Here is a 15,698-nt window from a genome sequence, read left to right as displayed (position 1 = left end):
GTCCGCCTCCCGGACGCTGCCAGCTCAGCTGCGGAAGTTCACGAACTGCAGGTCCGCTTCGTCAAAGTCCTTCAGCAGCGCCATGGTGGCCTGGAGGTCGTCGCGGGACTTGGAAGTAACGCGGAGCTCGTCGCCCTGGATCTGGGACTTGACGGACTTGGGAGCTTCGTCGCGGATGATCTTGTTGATCTTCTTGGCGAGGTCCTGGGCGATGCCCTCCTTGATGGACGCCTCCAGCCGGTACTCCTTGCCGGAGGCGTACGGCTCGCCTTCCTCCAGGGACTTCAGCGAGATGCCGCGCTTGATCAGCTTGGACTGGAAGACGTCCAGGACGGCCTTGACGCGTTCCTCCGAATTGGCCTTCATCAGGATCTTCTCACCGCTGAAGTCGATCTCGGCGCCGACTCCCTTGAAGTCATAGCGCTGGGCGATTTCCTTCTGGGCCTGGTTCAGGGCGTTTGCCACTTCCTGCTTGTCCACCTTGCTTACGACGTCGAACGTTGACTCGCCTGCCATGACTCTCCTTATTCCGGCTGGAGCCCCGTCCGCGGACAGGGCACTATTCACTGCATTCCAGACTAGTACGGTTGCCTCGCACCGGGGGGCCGAAGATTCACAGTTCCCTCTCAGCGGACACCCGGAGGGAACGAAGGCGCGGTGGGAACAGTTGTACGTGTTGGAAAGTCGCGAAGGGAACCACCATGCACCGCAAGGCCGTCAGTTACGTCACCCGGACCACTTCGGCGGCTGCAGGGGCAGTGGCAACGGCGGCGACCTCCGTAGCGGCCGCGGCTGTTGCGGCGTCCATCGTGTTCAGTCCGGTGGCTGACGCGTCCTCGCGCATGGCAGGAGTCAGCGAGGACCTGTTGCGGGCCGTGCAGCTGAACCAGATCACCGAGGAACAGGCCATAAAGTTCGAGGCCAGGCTGGCCGGAAGGATCTCGGGCGAAGCCTGACGAACCCCCGTTTTCCGCGCCATTCCGGGCTTTCCGGAGCCTCCCGCCACCCGATTCGATTCTTGGGCGGAAGTTCTGTAAAGTTGTCTTGCCCGCGGTTACTGGAAGCGGAACGGACCGGACTGGAAACAGAAAAGGTGTGTTCCACAGACTGTAGCCAGGGTCTTCTTATGAAGTTCGGCAGATTACCCGAGCGGCCAAAGGGGGCTGACTGTAAATCAGCTGGCAACGCCTACGGGGGTTCGAATCCCTCATCTGCCACCCAAGGGAAAGCCTCCGGAACCAACAGGTTCCGGAGGTTTTTTCGTTCCCCGGGTCACTTTCTTCCACTCCACCTCCCGCCCGATCGGCCGCTGCAGCCCGCCGTCGACATCCGTGTTGGACCGGGCGTAATCTGGCACCATCGGCGCACGTGCCCCGATGCCCTGCGTCGATATTCCATCGATGAAGGAGGATTCAATGAGTGCTGTACGCGAATTCATGACTACTGATGCGCGATGTGTCAAGGAGAATGAATCCCTCGTGGAAGCGGCCCGGACAATGCGGGACATGGACTGCGGCTCGCTGCCCATCTGCGGAGATGACGGCAAGCTTAAAGGCATGATCACCGACCGCGACATCGTGCTCAAGTGCGTCGCCGCCGGCCGGGACCCGGGGCAGGTGATGGCCCGCGAGCTAGCCTCCGGCACGCCGCACTGGATCGACGCCGACGCCAACGTGGATGCCGCCATCGACATGATGGAAAAGCACCAGGTCCGCCGGCTTCCCGTGATCGCCGACCACAAACTCGTGGGCATCATCAGCCAGGGCGACATTGCCCGCAACTACTCCGAGCAGCGCGTGGGTGAACTGGTGGAGCACATTTCCGAGCGCCACGGAGTGTAGCCGGCGCACCGGGTCATGGCCTTGTCCGCGGATCCGAACCCTCAAGGTCCGGAACCGCGGACAACCTTCTGGGAACCCTGCACCAGCTTCCTCGAGCTCTGTCAGTTCAGCGCGATCACCAGCATCTGGCTGGTCCCCGGAATGCAGGTCTGCAGGATGGCCCGGGGAAAGCCGCCGAAGACGGCGATTACGTCATTGGTAGTACCCGGGTTGGGGACCTGGCCCCGGCCCGTCACCTTGTACGTTCCATAGCCCGGGATGCTCACGGTTTCGCCGATGCCGATGCCGGAGAAGCGGGCCCAGCCGCCGCAGAAATCGTGCTCGGTGATGAACAGCGAGTAGCCGTCGTTCGGGGTGTAGTGGATGGGGCCGATGCAGGCATCCACCATGGACTGTCCACCCGCTCCGGCCACATAGATGGTGCGCACGGCAGGGGCGGCCGGCGCAACAGGTGCGGCAACCGGTGCCGGTGCCGGTGCAGCGGCAACGGGTGCAGGGGCTGCCGCGGGGCTGGCCACCGGAGCGGCCACGGGCACGGCCACCGCGGGACCGGTCAACACGAGGACCTGCCCTGGAACGATGATGCTGTAGGCACCCAGGCCGTTGGCGGCCAGCATGGCGTTCATGTCGACGCCGTACCTGCCGGCGATGGCGCCCACGGTGTCGCCCGCCACCACCGTGTACCGGTTGGAATCGGCCGCCGGTGCCGGCGCAGGTGCAGGTACTGGTGCTGGCTCGGGGGCCGGCGCGGGAACCGGATCGGCTGCGGGGGCCGGTGCCACGGCAGCCTCGGCCGGGGGCGCCGGCGCAGGAGCCGGAGGAACCTGCCCTGACGGAGCGGCCGGTGCGTCGCCGGCTGCGGCGGGTTGCGCTGCAGGTGCGGCGTTGGCAACCTGGCCGGCCGCCGTCGTTCCTTGGTTAGGCGAACTTTCGAGAGGGGTGGACGGTCCTGCTATGGCACCTACCCCCACGGCCGCCACTACTGCCGCAGTTGCCATCCCGGCCCAGAGCCTGTTGCTGATAGCCGGGCGGCCGGGCGTGATGGTGTCGCGGGGTTCGTCGGTGGCGAAGCTTCTGCTGCTGGGATCGGTGGTGACGTATGGCTGGTTCATGGTGGCCCATCCGGGTGCGCTCCCGCAGGCCGGGCGCAAAGGCCGGCTGCGGCAGGAAGGATTAAGATCTGACGCGCCGTGGCTGCCGATAACGGGGGCCGCGCGGTGCGTGCGATGAGGCCGGCCGCATACCCAGAAAATGCGGGGGCTCCTTGTGGCGGCGGAGGGCCCGGGGAGCAAACCCGGGGAACCGCCGGTGCGTGGTTCTGTCCTAGGAATCCCGAGTTTAGGAACCGGGGGAACAGCCCGGCATCAGTAGGAATTACCCGACTTTTCCCGCACGCTACTTGGCCGCCGCCGGCCCGCGTACTCAGGAACCGGCCGCCGCCTACCTGCGGGCACCGGTCAGAGGGTCCGGTTTTCCTTCAGCTCGGCGATCTCCCGGCGGAGTGCGGAGATCTCGGCCACGAGCTCCGCCACCTCGGCGCGGACGGGTTCCTCGACGGCCTCTGCCACTGTCTCCGCGGTGTCTTCCACGCGCTGCACCAGCCACGATGCAATCGATGCGGTGACCACGCCGAGCACGGCAATTCCGCTCATCATCAGCGCAGCCGCCACCATCCGGCCGATGGGGGTCACCGGGTAGAGGTCGCCGTAGCCCACGGTGGTGATGGTGGTGATGGCCCACCAGAGCGCGTCTCCGAAGGTGACGATTTTGGCGTCCGGTGCCGACTGCTCCACATCCAGGACGGCGAGCGCGCCCACGAAAATGAGCATTCCTGCCGAACCGGCAACGTAAGTAACTACGCGGCCCCGCAGGGTCTCGCCCACGGTCCGGTGGAGTACGGACAGCAGCGTGACCAGCCGGAGCAGGCGCAGCGGCCGGAAGAACGGCAGGGCCACGATGAGCAGTTCGTGGAGGTTGCGGACGAACCAGTCCCACCGGCTCGGTGCCAGCCACAGGTTGGCCGCATAGTCGACGGCGAACACTATCCAGGTGGCCCACATGACGGCTTCCAGCCAGCTCGCGCCGCTGCCTTCGAGGCGGCCGATCACCTGCCACGCGTAGGCTGCCAGGAAGATGAGCGCGGTGCCCATCAGCGGCCATTCCGCCAGGTCCCGGTAGCGTTGGTGCGTCATGCTGGAAATCCTACGTGCACGTCCCGCGTGGGGGACCTCCAAACCCTGATGCCGCCGCAAAGTTACCAGCGGGTAACATCGAGTCATGCACCTTCTCCTGAGGACCCTGCTCCTGCTGTTCCGTTCAGCCCGCCGCCGTCCGCTCACGGTGTGGGACAGTGCTTCCCTGCCCCTGCGCGTCCTGCCCACGGATATTGATATCGCCATGCACGTCAACAACGGCATGTACCTGTCCCTGATGGACCTGGGCCGGTTCGACCTGATGGTGCGCAGCGGGGTCTGGAAGCGGATGCGCCGCCGCGGCTGGAGCCCCGTAGTGGCGGCCGAGACCATTGCCTTCCGGAAGTCGCTGCAGCTGTGGCAGCACTACACCATCGAGACCCGGATCATCGGGCTGGACACCAAGGCCATCTTCTTCGAGCAGCGGATGGTGGCCGACGGCGAAATCTACGCGCGTGCCTACATCGCCACCCGGCTGGTCAGCAGGTCCGGTCCGGTCAGCCAGGACGAGATCCTTCGCGAGTTCGGCCAGCCGCCTGCGGAGGTGGTGCTGCCCGAGTGGATCCACGAATGGCGCGAATCCAGCCAGCTGCCCGGCAGCCGCACGCCGGCTCCGCACTCCTGGCCCTAAGCCCGGCCCCAACGCCTTGCCCAAACGCGCCTGTCCCCAGCGCCAGCCCCTAAGGTGGTTCTGAATCAGCGGTGCCGGCTACGCGCCGACGTCGCGCTGTTCAAGGGCGACGGCGGCCAGCGCCACCAGTGCCGCGGAGATTCCCCAGAGCCACCCGGCAGCAGCCCAGTCGGCCCCGTTGACCATGGGGGAGTTGCCGTAGGCCCAGTGGTAGGGGCTGACCTTGAGCAGCCACTCCACGTCCGGGCTTTGCCGGCCCACGGCGTTGAACACGTAGCCGAGCACGGCCACCGCAGCTCCGGCCGCGAGCCCGTACGTGCGGCGTCCGGTCGCCGCGCCGACAAGCAGCGCCGAGGTCCCTGTGAGCAGGCCAAGCCCGGCGAACAGCACCACGGTGCCGAAGAGCTTGGCAGGATCGATCTCCAGTTGCGAGGGGCCATTCAACAGGGCCACTATGACGAAAGCCAGGGCGGCCAGCGCCAGCACACGCAACAGCAGAGCCAATGCGCGTTCCAGCACAACCTGCACCCGCCGCACGCCATGGGCCAGCGTCAGTTCAAGCTGTCCTGACTCCTCATTCCCGCCCACCGCAGCGGCGCCCCACGCCACCGTGGCGATGCTCATGAGCAGGAATCCGATCAGCCCGAACAACGTAGCCTGCGTGTAACCGGGCCCGGAGGCGATCTGGTCGTAATTCAGGGCACGTGTCATCTCCGCGGGCAGGGCGTTGATCATGTCCTGCATCTGGTCGCTGCCGCCGATGGAGGGGTACAGCGGGAGGTACAGGAACGCGGCCGCAGCGAGGCCGGCCGCCCAGGCAAGGGTGGAGCGCCACGAATCGAAGAAGGCCCGCCGGAACAGCGGGAGCCTGGTGCCCGCAGGGCTTTTCCCAGGGTGACTCACAGGACTTCCTTCTGCGGCATCGCGTACATCTTCAGCACGGACTCCTCAAGGTCGGGCTCTTCCAGGACAAGGTCGGTCAGCTCAAGCCGCCCCAGCGCGTGGAGCAGCGGCTGGATGGCGCCTTCGAGGACCGCGGACAGGGTGACGCCGCCGTTGGACTCCAGCACCTCGATGTTCCCGATGCCCGGCACTGCCGTGAGCAGCGCCACGGCGTCGGACGCTGCTGTATGGGAGGCCGTGAAGCGGAGGTGCCGCATTGCGCCCTCCCGCAGGCCGGTCACGGATTCGACGGCGATGATGCGGCCGTCGCGGAGAATGGCCACTGTGTCGGCGGTCTGCTGGATCTCGCTGAGGACGTGGGAGCTGAGGAACACCGTCTGGCCGTTGTGGCGTGCCTCGCGGAGCATGGCGTGGAACTCCTGCTGGATCAGCGGGTCGAGTCCGCTGGTGGGTTCGTCCAGCACCAGCAGTTCCGGTTGGTGCATGAAGGCCTGCACCAGGCCGAGTTTCTGCTTGTTGCCCTTGGACAGCTTGCGGGTGTGGCGGTCCAGGTCAAGGTCCAGCCGCTCCGCCAGTTCGTCAATCCTCCCGGGCGGCACCGGTCCGCTGACCGCCTCATAGTGGGACAGCAGCTTCCGCCCCGTCACCCGGCCTTCGAGGAAAAGCTCGCCGGGGAGGTAGCCGATGCGGCGGCGGAGGTCCGGCCCGCCTGCCCGGGGGTCCAGGCCAAGGACCCGCACCTCGCCGCTGTTGGGCCGGATAATGTCCAGGAGGCAGCGCATGGTGGTGGTTTTGCCTGCGCCGTTGGGGCCGATCACGCCGAAAACACTGCCGGCCTGCACCTCGAAGTCGACGCCGTGCAGGACTTCGCGGCGGCCAAAGCGCTTGGTCAGGGAATGCGCGGTAACCGCGATGTCCATGCTGCCCTCCCGGGTGCCGCTGCGGCGCTGATGACCACAGGGTAAGCCCCGAGTGCGGCCGCGCAAAAGTGCGGGGCCGGGTTATTCCCGATGACGCGTGCAGCGAACAGCCGCGCACGGCGGCGGCATCACGCGTACCGTAGTTCCATGGCTACCCTTGACATCACAGGTGAACAGTTCGCATCGACGATCGAAGGCAACGACATTGTCCTGGTCGACTTCTGGGCAGAATGGTGCGGCCCCTGCAAGCAGTTCGGGCCCACGTACTCGGCTGTTTCCGAGAAGCACCCGGACGTCCTCTTCACCAAGGTGGACACCGAAGCCGAGCAGCAGCTCGCGGCGGAGGCAGGCATCTCCTCCATCCCCACCCTGATGGCCTTCCGCGAAAAGGTGCTGGTGTTTTCCCAGCCCGGCGCGCTGAACGCCCAGCAGCTGGAACAGGTGGTGGACGCCGTGAAGGCGCTGGACATGGAGGAAGTCCACGCCCACGTGGCCAAGCAGCGTGAAGAGGCTTCAGCCGCAGCCAAGCCTTCAGGACCGCAGGACGGCTCGCAGATCCCGGACCTGTAAAGAATCCTTAAACCAAAGAGCGGGGCCTTCCCACAGGGAGGTCCCGCTCTTTCGTTGTGGTTCCTGCTAGACGCGTTCCACCTTGACGGGCTCAGCCAGCAGTGCGCTCAGCGATTCGTTGAGGTCCTGCACCGCGGTACCCTTCGAATGCTTGGCCAGGTCCTCCTCGGAGGCCCACTGTTCGGTCAGCACCAGCTTCTCCTCTGTGGCTTCCGTCAGTTCGTAGCGGATGCAGCCCGGCTCGTTCACCACCTCGTCGATGGCGATTTCCAGGGCCAGCTTCACGCGGAAGAACTCGCCGTCGTTGGGGATGAACGTTGCCTGCAGGTCGATCGGTGCACTCATGGATTTCACAATACCGGGCGGAGGCGCCGCTTCCCGCCGTGTTGCGCCGGACATGCGTTCGGGATGCTGTCATTGCCGCTTCGCTGTTGGTAGCGTGCCTGCATGCGTGCTTACACAGCCGGGGACACTGACGTTCCGCTGCTCGATGAGACCATCGGTGCGAACTTCGAGCGGGTGGCCGCCAGGTTCCCGTACCACGACGCCCTGATCGAGGCGGCCCCGGTACCGGGCGCCGACGCGCGCCGCTGGAGCTACAGCAAGATGAACGACGACGTTGACCGGCTGGCCCGCGCGCTCCTCGCCTTGGGCGTGGCCAAGGGGGAGCGGGTGGGAATCTGGAGCCCCAACTGCGCCGAATGGACGCTGCTGCAGTACGCCACTGCGAAGGCGGGAGCCATCCTGGTCAATGTGAACCCCGCGTACCGCAGCCACGAGCTTGAATTCGTGGTGAAGCAGAACGGGATGCGCACCCTCGTGACTGCGCCGCCGGACACCAACAGCGATTATGTGGGGATGGCCCGGCAGGCGCTCGCCGGCTGCCCGGAGCTGCGGGAACTGGTGTTCCTGCCGGTTCCGGGCGGGGACGTGGACGACGCCGTGTCCCCGCTCAGCGACGCGGAGCTGACGTACGCCGAGCTGCTCAAGCGGGCTGACGCCGTCGGGCACTCCGCACTGAAGGCGCGGATGGCGGAACTGGACCCGCACGATCCCGTCAACCTGCAGTACACCTCCGGAACCACGGGTTTCCCAAAGGGCGCCACCCTCACGCACCACAACATCCTGAACAACGGCTTCGCCATCGGGGAACTGCTGGGCTACACCGAGCACGACCGCGTGGTGATCCCGGTGCCGTTCTACCACTGCTTCGGGATGGTGATCGGCAACCTCAACGCCCTGAGCCACGGCGCAGCCACCATCATCCCCGGCCGGGGGTTCTCGCCGGCCGCGGCGCTGGAGGCGGTCCAGGATTTTGGCGGGACCTCCCTGTACGGGGTGCCCACCATGTTCATCGCCGAGCTCGCCTTGCCCGACTTCGCCTCCTACGACCTCTCCACCCTGCGCACCGGAGTGATGGCGGGTTCGCTGTGCCCCATCGAGGTGATGAACCACGTCATCGCGGACATGAACATGACGGACGTGGCCATCTGTTACGGCATGACCGAGACCTCGCCGGTGTCCACCATGACCCGCAAGGGCGACACCCTGCAGCACCGCACCGAGACGGTGGGCCGGACCATGCCGCACCTGGAGAGCAAGATTGTGGACCCCGTTTCCGGCGACGTGGCGGAACGCGGGGAGATCGGCGAACTGTGCACGCGCGGCTACGCGGTGATGGACGGGTACTGGAACCAGCCGGAAAAAACCGCGGAGGCCATCGATGCCGAGGGCTGGATGCACACAGGGGACCTCGCCCGGATGGATGCTGACGGCTATGTCCTGGTGGAGGGCCGGATCAAGGACATGGTGATCCGCGGCGGCGAGAACATCTACCCCCGTGAGATCGAGGAGTTCCTCTACACCCACCCGGCGGTCCAGGACGTCCAGGTGATCGGGGTGCCGGATGAAAAATACGGTGAGGAACTGATGGCCTGCATCATCCTCAAGCCCGGCGCCGAACCGCTGGACGCCGCGGCGGTGGCCGACTTCTGCCGCGGAAAGCTGGCCCACTACAAGGTGCCCCGCTACGTCGAGATCCGCAGCAGCTTTCCCATGACGGTCTCGGGGAAGATCCGCAAGGTGGAGATGCGGCAGGAAGCGGTGGCCCGGCTGGGCCTCTGACCCTTCGCCGTTCCGCGTGGCAGGCTTATTTTGCCCGGCCCGCACCCCGGCGGGTGGCCCGCGCGGCAACCAACGCCAGGACGAGGGCGGCGGCAAGCGAGCCTGCGATGATCAGCGGGCGGAACCCGGCAGCGCCGCCTTTCGCGCTGTGGACGGACTGCGCGCCCTGCGATGGGGCGGGCTCCGCTGTGGTCACTTCGTCCGGTGACAGCTTCCAGTCGGACTGGGCCGGGAAGGTGCCCGGGGGCAGCTTTTCGTTCCGGAGCTCCCGCCGCAGTTCGAGCTGTTCCCTCACTTCCTCGGTGGGCGCGGGCACGGCATCATCGGCGGCCAGGGCGGAGGGGAGGTCCACGAGATAGGGCTTCCCGTAAAACGCGGCGGACGCCACCGAGTCCAGCCAGGTCCCCGGCGGGGACTGGACGCCACGGCGGGCAAATTCTGCCCGGAGCCTCTCCTTGATCTCCTCCAGGTCGTTGCCCTCCGCATCCCGGGTGACGTCAAAGATGGCCAGCTGAAGCCGGACATGGTTGTCCTCTTCGGGCTCGTTGGTACCGGGGGTCGCATTCGTTGCCGCATCCATCCGGACACCTTACCCACCTGCGGGCCGCCTTACGCGTCCAGTCCGGTGGCTAGTGCCCGCGGTGGTCCTGGATGGTCATCCGCGGGCCAAAAGTCGGCTTGCGGAAGCCGGTGCTCTGGATCATCCGTACTACCCTCTGGCGCTGCCCGCTCCAGGGCTCGAGCAAGCAGAGCATCCCGGCGTCATCGGTACGGCGCCCGGTCAGGGCAGCCCCCACATAGGCCGCCAAGTGGTAATCACCCACGGCGATGGAATCCGGGCAGCCGTGGGTCCGCTGCACCACTTCAGCCGCCGTCCAGATCCCGATGCCCGGGATGGTCCGCATCTTCAGCCCGGCCTCTGCTGCCGGCAGCCCGGCCAGCCGTTCAAGCGCGACGGCGGAGCGCAGCGCCCGCATGACCGTGGCCGAACGCTGGGGTCCCACGCCGGCCTTGTGCCACTCCCAGCTGGGGACCTGCAGCCACTGCGTGGCCGTGGGCGGCACCAGCAGGCCCTGGGGAGTTGACGTGCCGGCCTGCGGGGCAGGCGTTCCGTACCGCTGCACCAAGTATCTGTACCCGCGCCGGGCTTCGATGACCGTGACCTTCTGCTCCAGGATGATGGGCACCAGCTGGTCCACCATCCGGCCGCTGGCCGGAAGCCGCAGCGCCTGGCTCCGCCGCCGGGCTTCGCGGACCATCCGGGGCAGCGTGGCGTGGAAGACCGGGTCATCGAAGGAAGACCAGTCGTCATCAGCGCCCATCAGCCGGGGAGCTGCACGTGCCGCAAGTTCCGCACCGGGTCCCCACGCCTGGACGTCCACCCGGGCTGGGACCCGGGGGCCGTCGTCGTGTGCTCCGGCGGCAGTACCTCCCACCGGGCTGAGCCGCAGCGTGGCGGGACCGTCCGGCGTCGTAAACGCATTCCAGATCACATCCCCCTGGACGCTGAAGGAGGGGTCGCTGTGGCCGCGCAGCAGCGGGCCAAGGGTGCGGGCCAGGCTGTAGGAGCCCTCCGGGTACCAGCACAGGGACACATCCGCGCCGGCGGCAAGCCGGGGAGGCGCTGCTGTGATGGTCATGCGTTAATCGTCCCACGGCCCTGCGACATGGCGGGCCCTTATCAGCGGAGACCTGCCGGACTAGAATCCCAGCGTGAGGCGCGGAGCCGCCGCGCCCGGCCGGGAAAGGCAGGAAGACGCCATGGGCGGAGTAGTGCATTTCGAAATCCCCGCGGACGACCGCGGACGGGCAGCGGAGTTCTACCGGCAGGCACTGGGCTGGACGCTGGAACCGGTGCCGGGGATGGATTACTACACCAACGTGACCACCACGCCGATGGACTCCTCGGGCAGGCCCACGGAGCCGGGCGCCATCAACGGCGGCATGATGGACCGGGAAGCGGACCTGGCCTCTCCCGTGATCACCGTGGACGTACCGGACATCGACGCCACCCTCAAGGCCGTCGAATCGCTGGGCGGAGCGGTGGTGCGGGCCAAGGAGACCATCCCGGGCATGGGGCACTTCGCCTATTTCAGGGACACCGAAGGCAACGTCATGGGGCTGTGGGAAAACCTTCCCGCCAACGAGGCAAGTGAAGCTGGCGAGGCAGGGCAGGCAACGGCGGACGGCACCTAGCAGCCCGCCGCCGAGCCAGGAACGCCACGCATGAGCACACTGATCCAGGTGCTGGCAATTATCACCGGGCTGACCCTCGTTTCGGTGGGCCTGCTGGAAGCCTTCGCCTACAAAAATCCGCGGCTCTACCCAATTTTCCTGATCAAGCCTGAGGACACCGGAGCTGTTCGGCTGTGGACGGTGAACGTAGGGTTCTACAACATTGTTTGGGGACTGTTCGGGATTGCCGGGGTGGTCATTGCCAACTCCGGGGACGTCGCGACAGGCCGGACTATCGTGGCCATGATGTGCATCGCCCATGCAATCCTCGGAGCTGTGCTGGTCATCAGTGAACCAAGGCTCTGGCTTAGCGGGATCGGACAGGCCTTCCTACCGGCCATCATTCTCTGGCTGATGTTTGCCGCCTGACCATCGCCCATGCAGTCACTGTGTGGGGAACGTACGAATCAGTGCATCCCCGAGACGGACCACAGTGCCAGGACGGCGAGGGGGAGCGTCAGCAGCACCGCCACCAGCCCGGCCAGCGCGAAACCGCCCCACCTGACAGGGACGTTGAGCACGCGGAGCCGCTCGTGCCACAGCAGCGTGGCCAGGGACGCCCACGGGCTGACCAGAGGCCCAAGGTTGACCCCGATCAGGAGCGCCGCCAGCCGGGCCGGGGAATCTGCAACGGGCTCCAGGGCCAGGTAGGCCGGCAGGTTGTTGGCCACGTTCGCCGCGCCCGCGCCCACGCCGGCCAGCTGAAGGAGCGCAGGAAGATCCTCACCGGAACCCGCCACGCCATCGAGCAGGGCGGTGAGGCCATTGGCATGCAGGGCCTCCATCAGCATGAACAGCCCGGCGGTCAGCATCAGGGGCCGCCACGGCACCATGGACCACTTCAGCGCTGCCGGCCGGCGCCAGACGAACACAGCTGTAAGGAAAACCGCCGCAGCAAGCGCCGGGTACTGGACCGGAAGGCCGGAGACCAGCGCCGGCAGCAGGACCAGCAGCGTGGCCGCGGCTATCGCCAGCAGGGTCCGGTCCCGGGCCGGACGGACGGGCCGTGGCCGGTACTGCCCCCGGAGGTCGCGCCGGAAGGCCAGCCACAGCAGGGCAATTGGGACCAGCAAACCCACCACCGCCGGAGCCCACACCAGCCCGGCAAACTGCACCGGGCTCAGCCCCAGCCGCTCCTGGGCCAGCAGGTTGGTCAGGTTGGACACGGGCAGCAGCAGCGAAGCGGTGTTGGCCAGCCAGATGCTGGTCAGGGCAAACGGCAGCGGCGGAATTCCGGCATGCATGGCCAGGAGGACAACCACGGGCGTCACCAGCACCGCAGTGGTGTCCAGGGACAGGAACACCGTGGACACGGTGGCCAGCGCGATCACCAGCAGCCACAGGGTAAAGACCCTGCCCCGGCCGAGGGCGGCGAGCCTTCCCGTCACGGCCCGGAAGAGCCCGGCCTCGTCCACCAGTTCGGTGACCAGGGACATGGCCAGGACAAAGCCCAGGATGGGCACCGTCCGTCCGGCCAGTTCATTGAAGGCCGGAAGGGGGAGTATGCCTGTGGCCAGGGCTGCCAGGCCTGCCGCCAGCGCGGCACCCGGCAGCAGGTAACTGCGGGCAGCCTTGGCCCATGCGAACTGCTTCACCGCCTTATCGTCGCACCCCCGGCCGGGTGGCGCGTGCAGGAAGCGGTAGCTTTATACCTATGAAGTACGCCCAGTCCATCCTGGACCTCATCGGCAACACCCCGCTCATCAAACTCAACCACGTGACCGAGGGCATCAGGGCCACCGTCCTGGTGAAAGTTGAGTACCTGAACCCCGGCGGGTCCATCAAAGACCGCATTGCGGCGCAGATGGTCGAAGACGCCGAACGGGAAGGCAAACTGCAGCCAGGCGGCACCATCATCGAACCCACCTCCGGCAACACCGGGGTGGGCCTGGCCCTCGTGGCACAGCAGAAGGGCTACAAGTGCATCTTCGTCGTCCCGGACAAGGTGGGCGAGGACAAACGGGCGGTCCTGCAGGCGTACGGCGCCGAGGTTGTGGTGACGCCCACCGCGGTGCCGCCGGACAGCCCGCACAGCTACTACGGCGTCTCGGACCGGCTGGTCCGCGAAACGCCGGGCGCCTACAAACCGGACCAGTTTTCCAACCCCGCCGCACCGGGAAGCCACTACAGGACCACCGGTCCGGAGATCTGGCAGGACACCGGCGGCAAGGTCACCCATGTGGTCATCGGGGCGGGCACGGGCGGCACCATCACCGGCACGGGCCGCTACCTCAAGGAGGTTTCGGCGGACCGTCCCGAGTCCGACGGCGGCGTGGTCCGGATCATCGGAGCGGATCCGTCGGGTTCGGTCTACTCGGGTGGTACCGGCCGGCCGTACTTCGTCGAGGGTGTGGGGGAGGACATGTGGCCTGCGAACTACGACAAGTCCGTCCCGGACCAGGTCATCGCCGTCACCGACGCAGACTCCTTCGCCATGACCCGGCGGCTGGCACGCGAGGAAGGACTGCTGGTGGGCGGCTCGTCGGGGATGGCCGTGGTGGCCGCCCTGCAGGCGGCGAAGGACCTCCCCGAATCAGCCGTCGTCGTCGTGATCCTGCCCGACTCCGGGCGCGGGTACCTCGCCAAGATCTTCAACGACCAATGGATGCGCTCGTACGGCTTCCTGTCCGGCGGCGAGGAAACCTCCGTGGGCGAGGTCATCAAGTCCAAGAACGGTGAACTGCCGGACCTGGTGCACATCCACCCCAACGAGTCCGTCCGCGACGTCATCAACATCATGAACGAGTTCGGCGTCAGCCACATCCCGGTGCTTTCGCAGGAACCGCCGGTGGTGATGGGTGAGGTCCTCGGTGCCGTGGACGAACGCACCCTGACAGCCAAGCTCTTCCGCGGCGAAGCCAAGCTGACGGACAAGATCGCCGAACACATGGGTCCCAAGCTGCCCGTGATCGGATCGCTGGAAAGCATCTCGGCGGCCCGCGAACTGCTCTCCGACGTGGACACCGTCATGGTCACGTTCGTTGGTGCCCCCATCGGCATCCTCACCCGGCACGACCTTCTGGCGTACCTCAGCAACTAATATCCGGCGGTTGAGCGTGCCGAAACCCGGGTTTCGGCACGCTCAACCGCCAATTGGAAGGAGCACCATGTCCCTGCAGGAAAACCAAGGTTTCAACACCCGCGCGGTGCACGCGGGCCAGGCCTTCGAGCCCCGCACCGGGGCCGTAGTCCCGCCGCTGCACTTCAGTTCCACGTATGCGCAGGACGGCATCGGCAACCTTCGCAGCGGCTACGAGTACGGCCGCGGCGGCAACCCCACCCGCGATGCCCTGCAGGAGCAGCTGGCCGCACTGGAACTGGGAACGCACGCCTACAGCTTCAGCTCGGGCCTGGCCGCCGAGGATGCGCTGATCCGTGCCCTGACCAGGCCAGGGGACCACATTGTGCTCGGCAACGATGCCTATGGCGGCACCTACCGGCTGATCAGCCGGGTGCTGGGCGACTGGGGCATCGGCAACACCCCGGTGGACATGGCCAACCTGGACACCGTCCGCCGCGCCGTCGCCGCGAACAAGACCCGCTTCGTATGGGTGGAGACGCCCTCCAACCCCCTGATGAAGATCACGGACATCGCAGCGCTCGCGGACATAGCGCACGACGCCGGGGCCCTCCTCGTGGTGGACAACACCTTCGCGTCTCCCTACCTGCAGAACCCGCTCGCCCTGGGTGCCGACGTAGTGGTCCACTCCACCACGAAGTACATCGGCGGCCACTCCGATGTGGTGGGCGGCGCCGTGGTGGTCAAGGACGCGGAGCTGGCGGACAAGATCGGCTTCGTGCAGTTCGCCGTGGGGGCGGTGTCCGGGCCAATGGACGCGTTCCTCACCACCCGCGGCCTGAAGACCCTGGGCGTGCGGATGGACCGGCACAGCGAGAACGGCCAGGCCGTGGCCGAATGGCTGCTGGAACGCCCCGAAGTCGAGGCCGTCCTGTACCCGGGGCTGCCGTCCCACCCCGGCCACGAGTTGGCCAAGAGCCAGATGCGCAGTTTTGGCGGGATGGTCTCGGTGCAGTTCAAGGGCGGCGAGGCGGCGGCCCGGAAGGTGGCCGAATCCACCTCGGTGTTCACCCTGGCCGAGTCCTTGGGCGGCATCGAATCGCTGATGAACTACCCGTCCGAAATGACGCACGCTTCGGTCAAGGGCACCGAGCTCGCCGTGCCGGTGAACCTGCTGCGCCTGTCCTGCGGCATCGAGGACAAAGAGGACCTGGTGGCTGACCTGGAGCAGGCTTTCTCCTCGATCCCCTGAACGGCACCGGA

General features: G+C 66.8%; 18 protein-coding genes and 1 tRNA gene. 10 read left to right on the top strand and 9 right to left on the bottom strand.

Features of this window, described 5'->3' with window-relative positions; translation table 11 throughout:
• Positions 1-24: 24 nt before the first annotated feature.
• Entirely contained in the window at positions 25-516 is a 492-nt protein-coding gene (locus tag ACHL_RS14035) for a YajQ family cyclic di-GMP-binding protein (RefSeq protein WP_015937939.1), read from the bottom strand.
• 185 nt (positions 517-701) lie between these two features.
• Between ACHL_RS14035 and ACHL_RS14030 the strand changes: the two genes are divergently transcribed.
• The 3 genes from ACHL_RS14030 to ACHL_RS14020 all read left to right on the top strand — a co-directional run bounded on the left by ACHL_RS14030 (position 702) and on the right by ACHL_RS14020 (position 1,841).
• Complete coding sequence (locus tag ACHL_RS14030; RefSeq protein ID WP_015937938.1) at positions 702-956, top strand: hypothetical protein; 255 nt, start codon at positions 702-704, stop codon at positions 954-956.
• 179 nt (positions 957-1,135) lie between these two features.
• Positions 1,136-1,217, top strand: a tRNA-Tyr gene (locus ACHL_RS14025).
• 198 nt (positions 1,218-1,415) lie between these two features.
• Entirely contained in the window at positions 1,416-1,841 is a 426-nt protein-coding gene (locus ACHL_RS14020; RefSeq protein ID WP_015937937.1) for a CBS domain-containing protein, read from the top strand.
• 101 nt (positions 1,842-1,942) lie between these two features.
• On the opposite strand, the gene ACHL_RS14015 is transcribed toward ACHL_RS14020, so the two are convergent.
• Positions 1,943-2,953: a LysM peptidoglycan-binding domain-containing protein gene (locus tag ACHL_RS14015; RefSeq protein ID WP_015937936.1), complete on the bottom strand. Its 1,011-nt coding sequence runs from the start codon at positions 2,951-2,953 to the stop codon at positions 1,943-1,945.
• A 345-nt stretch (positions 2,954-3,298) separates the two neighbouring features.
• Positions 3,299-4,033: a potassium channel family protein gene (locus tag ACHL_RS14010; RefSeq protein ID WP_015937935.1), complete on the bottom strand. Its 735-nt coding sequence runs from the start codon at positions 4,031-4,033 to the stop codon at positions 3,299-3,301.
• 85 nt (positions 4,034-4,118) lie between these two features.
• On the opposite strand from ACHL_RS14010, the gene ACHL_RS14005 reads away from it, so the two are divergent.
• Positions 4,119-4,664 carry an acyl-CoA thioesterase gene (locus ACHL_RS14005; protein ID WP_015937934.1) on the top strand — a complete coding sequence of 182 codons (546 nt, stop codon included), beginning with the start codon at positions 4,119-4,121 and terminating at the stop codon, positions 4,662-4,664.
• Positions 4,665-4,742: 78 nt separating this feature from the next.
• Here ACHL_RS14005 and ACHL_RS14000 read toward each other — a convergent pair whose 3' ends face one another.
• Entirely contained in the window at positions 4,743-5,567 is an 825-nt protein-coding gene (locus ACHL_RS14000) for an ABC transporter permease subunit (RefSeq protein ID WP_015937933.1), read from the bottom strand.
• Positions 5,564-6,487 (bottom strand): ABC transporter ATP-binding protein, encoded by a 924-nt coding sequence (locus ACHL_RS13995; RefSeq protein ID WP_015937932.1) that lies wholly within the window; start codon positions 6,485-6,487, stop codon positions 5,564-5,566. Before ACHL_RS13995 ends, ACHL_RS14000 begins: the two co-directional genes overlap by 4 nt.
• Positions 6,488-6,634: 147 nt before the next feature.
• On the opposite strand from ACHL_RS13995, the gene ACHL_RS13990 reads away from it, so the two are divergent.
• Positions 6,635-7,057, top strand: a complete 423-nt coding sequence (locus ACHL_RS13990; protein WP_015937931.1) for a thioredoxin family protein — start codon at positions 6,635-6,637, stop codon at positions 7,055-7,057.
• A 66-nt stretch (positions 7,058-7,123) separates the two neighbouring features.
• On the opposite strand, the gene ACHL_RS13985 is transcribed toward ACHL_RS13990, so the two are convergent.
• A complete protein-coding gene (locus ACHL_RS13985) occupies positions 7,124-7,402 on the bottom strand; it encodes a putative quinol monooxygenase (RefSeq protein ID WP_015937930.1) in 279 nt (92 codons plus the stop codon).
• A 102-nt stretch (positions 7,403-7,504) separates the two neighbouring features.
• Between ACHL_RS13985 and ACHL_RS13980 the strand changes: the two genes are divergently transcribed.
• Entirely contained in the window at positions 7,505-9,181 is a 1,677-nt protein-coding gene (locus tag ACHL_RS13980; RefSeq protein ID WP_015937929.1) for an AMP-binding protein, read from the top strand.
• Between the two features lie 25 nt (positions 9,182-9,206).
• Here ACHL_RS13980 and ACHL_RS13975 read toward each other — a convergent pair whose 3' ends face one another.
• Both ACHL_RS13975 and ACHL_RS13970 read right to left on the bottom strand, forming a co-directional pair.
• Positions 9,207-9,761 (bottom strand): hypothetical protein, encoded by a 555-nt coding sequence (locus ACHL_RS13975; RefSeq protein ID WP_015937928.1) that lies wholly within the window; start codon positions 9,759-9,761, stop codon positions 9,207-9,209.
• Positions 9,762-9,810: 49 nt separating this feature from the next.
• Positions 9,811-10,821, bottom strand: a complete 1,011-nt coding sequence (locus ACHL_RS13970) for a DNA-3-methyladenine glycosylase family protein (protein WP_015937927.1) — start codon at positions 10,819-10,821, stop codon at positions 9,811-9,813.
• A gap of 121 nt (positions 10,822-10,942) precedes the next feature.
• Here ACHL_RS13970 and ACHL_RS13965 point away from each other — a divergent pair, with 121 nt between their 5' ends.
• Together ACHL_RS13965 and ACHL_RS13960 are read left to right on the top strand one after the other, a co-directional pair.
• On the top strand, positions 10,943-11,377 hold the full coding sequence (locus tag ACHL_RS13965) for a VOC family protein (protein ID WP_015937926.1): 435 nt from the start codon (positions 10,943-10,945) through the stop codon (positions 11,375-11,377).
• Positions 11,378-11,407: 30 nt separating this feature from the next.
• Positions 11,408-11,785 (top strand): DUF1304 family protein, encoded by a 378-nt coding sequence (locus ACHL_RS13960; RefSeq protein ID WP_015937925.1) that lies wholly within the window; start codon positions 11,408-11,410, stop codon positions 11,783-11,785.
• 38 nt (positions 11,786-11,823) lie between these two features.
• On the opposite strand, the gene ACHL_RS13955 is transcribed toward ACHL_RS13960, so the two are convergent.
• Complete coding sequence (locus tag ACHL_RS13955; protein ID WP_015937924.1) at positions 11,824-13,011, bottom strand: SLC13 family permease; 1,188 nt, start codon at positions 13,009-13,011, stop codon at positions 11,824-11,826.
• A gap of 59 nt (positions 13,012-13,070) precedes the next feature.
• Here ACHL_RS13955 and ACHL_RS13950 point away from each other — a divergent pair, with 59 nt between their 5' ends.
• Together ACHL_RS13950 and ACHL_RS13945 are read left to right on the top strand one after the other, a co-directional pair.
• Entirely contained in the window at positions 13,071-14,456 is a 1,386-nt protein-coding gene (locus tag ACHL_RS13950; protein WP_015937923.1) for a cystathionine beta-synthase, read from the top strand.
• Between the two features lie 67 nt (positions 14,457-14,523).
• On the top strand, positions 14,524-15,687 hold the full coding sequence (locus ACHL_RS13945; RefSeq protein WP_015937922.1) for a cystathionine gamma-synthase: 1,164 nt from the start codon (positions 14,524-14,526) through the stop codon (positions 15,685-15,687).
• The last annotated feature ends 11 nt before the right edge of the window (positions 15,688-15,698 follow it).

This window comes from Pseudarthrobacter chlorophenolicus A6, assembly GCF_000022025.1.
GTDB lineage: Bacteria > Actinomycetota > Actinomycetes > Actinomycetales > Micrococcaceae > Arthrobacter > Arthrobacter chlorophenolicus.
The sequence above is the reverse complement of the archived record's forward strand: the minus strand, read 5'-3'. Positions and strand labels throughout refer to the sequence as shown.

What these genes read in the sequence shown, in the direction of transcription:
- ACHL_RS14035 (WP_015937939.1), bottom strand. Translation starts at nt 516, where the DNA reads ATGGCAGGCGAGTCAACGTTCGACGTCGTAAGCAAGGTGGACAAGCAG.
- ACHL_RS14030 (WP_015937938.1), top strand. Translation starts at nt 702, where the DNA reads ATGCACCGCAAGGCCGTCAGTTACGTCACCCGGACCACTTCGGCGGCT.
- ACHL_RS14020 (WP_015937937.1), top strand. Translation starts at nt 1,416, where the DNA reads ATGAGTGCTGTACGCGAATTCATGACTACTGATGCGCGATGTGTCAAG.
- ACHL_RS14015 (WP_015937936.1), bottom strand. Translation starts at nt 2,953, where the DNA reads ATGAACCAGCCATACGTCACCACCGATCCCAGCAGCAGAAGCTTCGCC.
- ACHL_RS14010 (WP_015937935.1), bottom strand. Translation starts at nt 4,033, where the DNA reads ATGACGCACCAACGCTACCGGGACCTGGCGGAATGGCCGCTGATGGGC.
- ACHL_RS14005 (WP_015937934.1), top strand. Translation starts at nt 4,119, where the DNA reads ATGCACCTTCTCCTGAGGACCCTGCTCCTGCTGTTCCGTTCAGCCCGC.
- ACHL_RS13995 (WP_015937932.1), bottom strand. Translation starts at nt 6,487, where the DNA reads ATGGACATCGCGGTTACCGCGCATTCCCTGACCAAGCGCTTTGGCCGC.
- ACHL_RS13990 (WP_015937931.1), top strand. Translation starts at nt 6,635, where the DNA reads ATGGCTACCCTTGACATCACAGGTGAACAGTTCGCATCGACGATCGAA.
- ACHL_RS13985 (WP_015937930.1), bottom strand. Translation starts at nt 7,402, where the DNA reads ATGAGTGCACCGATCGACCTGCAGGCAACGTTCATCCCCAACGACGGC.
- ACHL_RS13980 (WP_015937929.1), top strand. Translation starts at nt 7,505, where the DNA reads ATGCGTGCTTACACAGCCGGGGACACTGACGTTCCGCTGCTCGATGAG.
- ACHL_RS13975 (WP_015937928.1), bottom strand. Translation starts at nt 9,761, where the DNA reads ATGGATGCGGCAACGAATGCGACCCCCGGTACCAACGAGCCCGAAGAG.
- ACHL_RS13970 (WP_015937927.1), bottom strand. Translation starts at nt 10,821, where the DNA reads ATGACCATCACAGCAGCGCCTCCCCGGCTTGCCGCCGGCGCGGATGTG.
- ACHL_RS13965 (WP_015937926.1), top strand. Translation starts at nt 10,943, where the DNA reads ATGGGCGGAGTAGTGCATTTCGAAATCCCCGCGGACGACCGCGGACGG.
- ACHL_RS13960 (WP_015937925.1), top strand. Translation starts at nt 11,408, where the DNA reads ATGAGCACACTGATCCAGGTGCTGGCAATTATCACCGGGCTGACCCTC.
- ACHL_RS13950 (WP_015937923.1), top strand. Translation starts at nt 13,071, where the DNA reads ATGAAGTACGCCCAGTCCATCCTGGACCTCATCGGCAACACCCCGCTC.
- ACHL_RS13945 (WP_015937922.1), top strand. Translation starts at nt 14,524, where the DNA reads ATGTCCCTGCAGGAAAACCAAGGTTTCAACACCCGCGCGGTGCACGCG.